The 3177-nt window shown below is 57.3% G+C and carries 1 rRNA gene; it reads left to right on the forward strand.

What is annotated here, in order from left to right:
• The first annotated feature begins 55 nt into the window (after window positions 1–55).
• Window positions 56–3175: ribosomal RNA gene (locus tag HS99_RS40350) — 23S ribosomal RNA — on the forward strand.
• Window positions 3176–3177 lie beyond the last annotated feature (2 nt).

The raw sequence follows: 3177 nt of genomic DNA on the forward strand, positions 1-3177 counted from the left end.
GAGGGTGTGTGACTGGTCGTTGTTTGAGAACTGCACAGTGGACGCGAGCATCTGTGGCCAAGTTTTTAAGGGCGCACGGTGGATGCCTTGGCACCAGGAACCGATGAAGGACGTGGGAGGCCGCGATAGGCCCCGGGGAGCTGTCAACCGAGCTTTGATCCGGGGGTGTCCGAATGGGGAAACCCGGCAGTCGTCATGGGCTGTCACCCGCTGCTGAACACATAGGCAGTGTGGAGGGAACGCGGGGAAGTGAAACATCTCAGTACCCGCAGGAAGAGAAAACAACCGTGATTCCGGGAGTAGTGGCGAGCGAAACTGGATGAGGCTAAACCGTATTGGTGTGAGACCCGGCAGGGGTTGCCAATACGGGGTTGTGGGAATGAGCTTCAGTCGTCTGCCGGCGGCTGGGCGAGTCAGAAACCGTATGGGTAGTCGAAGGACATGCGAAAGGTCCGGCGTAGAGGGTAAGACCCCCGTAGACGAAATCTGTACGGCTTGCTTGCTCATCTCCCAAGTAGCACGGGGCCCGAGAAATCCCGTGTGAATCTGGCGGGACCACCCGCTAAGCCTAAATATTCCCTGGTGACCGATAGCGGATAGTACCGTGAGGGAATGGTGAAAAGTACCGCGGGAGCGGAGTGAAATAGTACCTGAAACCGTGTGCCTACAAGCCGTGGGAGCGTCGTTCGCCAGCTTGCTGGTGGGCCGTGACTGCGTGCCTTTTGAAGAATGAGCCTGCGAGTTTGCGGTGTGTAGCGAGGTTAACCCGTGTGGGGTAGCCGTAGCGAAAGCGAGTCCGAATAGGGCGTTTGAGTTGCATGCCCAAGACCCGAAGCGGAGTGATCTAGCCATGGGCAGGTTGAAGCGCGGGTAAGACCGTGTGGAGGACCGAACCCACCAGGGTTGAAAACCTGGGGGATGACCTGTGGTTAGGGGTGAAAGGCCAATCAAACTCCGTGATAGCTGGTTCTCCCCGAAATGCATTTAGGTGCAGCGTCACGTGTTTCTTGCCGGAGGTAGAGCACTGGATAGGCGATGGGCCTTACCGGGTTACTGACCTTAGCCAAACTCCGAATGCCGGTAAGTGAGAGCGTGGCAGTGAGACTGTGGGGGATAAGCTCCATGGTCGAGAGGGAAACAGCCCAGAACACCGACTAAGGTCCCTAAGCGTGTGCTAAGTGGGAAAGGATGTGGAGTCGCAGAGACAACCAGGAGGTTGGCTTAGAAGCAGCCACCCTTGAAAGAGTGCGTAATAGCTCACTGGTCAAGTGATTCCGCGCCGACAATGTAGCGGGGCTCAAGCACATCACCGAAGTCGTGTCATTGCAGCTATAGGGCCAACGCCTGCTGTGATGGGTAGGGGAGCGTCGTGTGCCGGGTGAAGCGGCCGAGGAATCGAGTCGTGGACGGTATACGAGTGAGAATGCAGGCATGAGTAGCGATACAAGAGTGGGAAACTCTTGCGCCGATTGACCAAGGGTTCCTGGGTCAAGCTGATCTGCCCAGGGTAAGTCGGGACCTAAGGCGAGGCCGACAGGCGTAGTCGATGGACAACGGGTTGATATTCCCGTACCCGCTTTGAAGCGCCAACGCTGAACCTTCTGATGCTAAGCCCGTGAAGCCGTCCCGGAGCCTTCGGGCAAAGGGAAGTGGTGGAGCCGGTGGCCCAACGGGGTAGTAGGTGAGCGATGGGGTGACGCAGGAAGGTAGTCCAGCCCGGGCGGTGGTTGTCCCGGGGTAAGGGTGTAGGACGTGGGGTAGGCAAATCCGCCTCACATATAGTCTGAGACCTGATGCCGAGCCGATTGTGGTGAAGTGGATGATCCTATGCTGTCGAGAAAAGCCTCTAGCGAGTTTCATGGCGGCCCGTACCCCAAACCGACTCAGGTGGTCAGGTAGAGAATACCGAGGCGTTCGGGTGAACTATGGTTAAGGAACTCGGCAAAATGCCCCCGTAACTTCGGGAGAAGGGGGGCCATTCCTGGTGACGGGCCTTGCGCCTTGAGCTGGGGGTGGCCGCAGAGACCAGCGAGAAGCGACTGTTTACTAAAAACACAGGTCCGTGCGAAGCCGTAAGGCGATGTATACGGACTGACGCCTGCCCGGTGCTGGAACGTTAAGGGGACCGGTTAGCTCCACTTCGGTGGGGCGAAGCTGAGAACTTAAGCGCCAGTAAACGGCGGTGGTAACTATAACCATCCTAAGGTAGCGAAATTCCTTGTCGGGTAAGTTCCGACCTGCACGAATGGCGTAACGACTTCTCGACTGTCTCAACCATAGGCCCGGTGAAATTGCATTACGAGTAAAGATGCTCGTTTCGCGCAGCAGGACGGAAAGACCCCGGGACCTTTACTATAGCTTGATATTGGTGTTCGGTTCGGCTTGTGTAGGATAGGTGGGAGACTGTGAAGCAGCAACGCCAGTTGTTGTGGAGTCGCCGTTGAAATACCACTCTGGTCGTGCTGGATGTCTAACCTGGGTCCGTGATCCGGATCAGGGACAGTGTCTGGTGGGTAGTTTAACTGGGGCGGTTGCCTCCTAAAGGGTAACGGAGGCGCCCAAAGGTTCCCTCAGCCTGGTTGGCAATCAGGTGTTGAGTGTAAGTGCACAAGGGAGCTTGACTGTGAGACTGACGGGTCGAGCAGGTACGAAAGTAGGGACTAGTGATCCGGCGGTGGCTTGTGGAAGCGCCGTCGCTCAACGGATAAAAGGTACCCCGGGGATAACAGGCTGATCTTCCCCAAGAGTCCATATCGACGGGATGGTTTGGCACCTCGATGTCGGCTCGTCGCATCCTGGGGCTGGAGTAGGTCCCAAGGGTTGGGCTGTTCGCCCATTAAAGCGGTACGCGAGCTGGGTTTAGAACGTCGTGAGACAGTTCGGTCCCTATCCGCTGTGCGCGTAGGAGTGTTGAGAAGGGCTGTCCCTAGTACGAGAGGACCGGGACGGACGAACCTCTGGTGTGCCAGTTGTTCTGCCAAGGGCATGGCTGGTTGGCTACGTTCGGGAGGGATAACCGCTGAAAGCATCTAAGCGGGAAGCCTGCTTCGAGATGAGCACTCCCACCTCCTTGAGAGGGTAAGGCTCCCAGTAGACGACTGGGTTGATAGGCCGGATATGGAAGCCCTGTGAGGGGTGGAGTTGACCGGTACTAATAGGCCGAGGGCTTGTCCTCAG

This window comes from Kitasatospora aureofaciens (assembly GCF_001188955.3).
Taxonomy (GTDB): Bacteria; Actinomycetota; Actinomycetes; order Streptomycetales; family Streptomycetaceae; genus Kitasatospora; species Kitasatospora aureofaciens.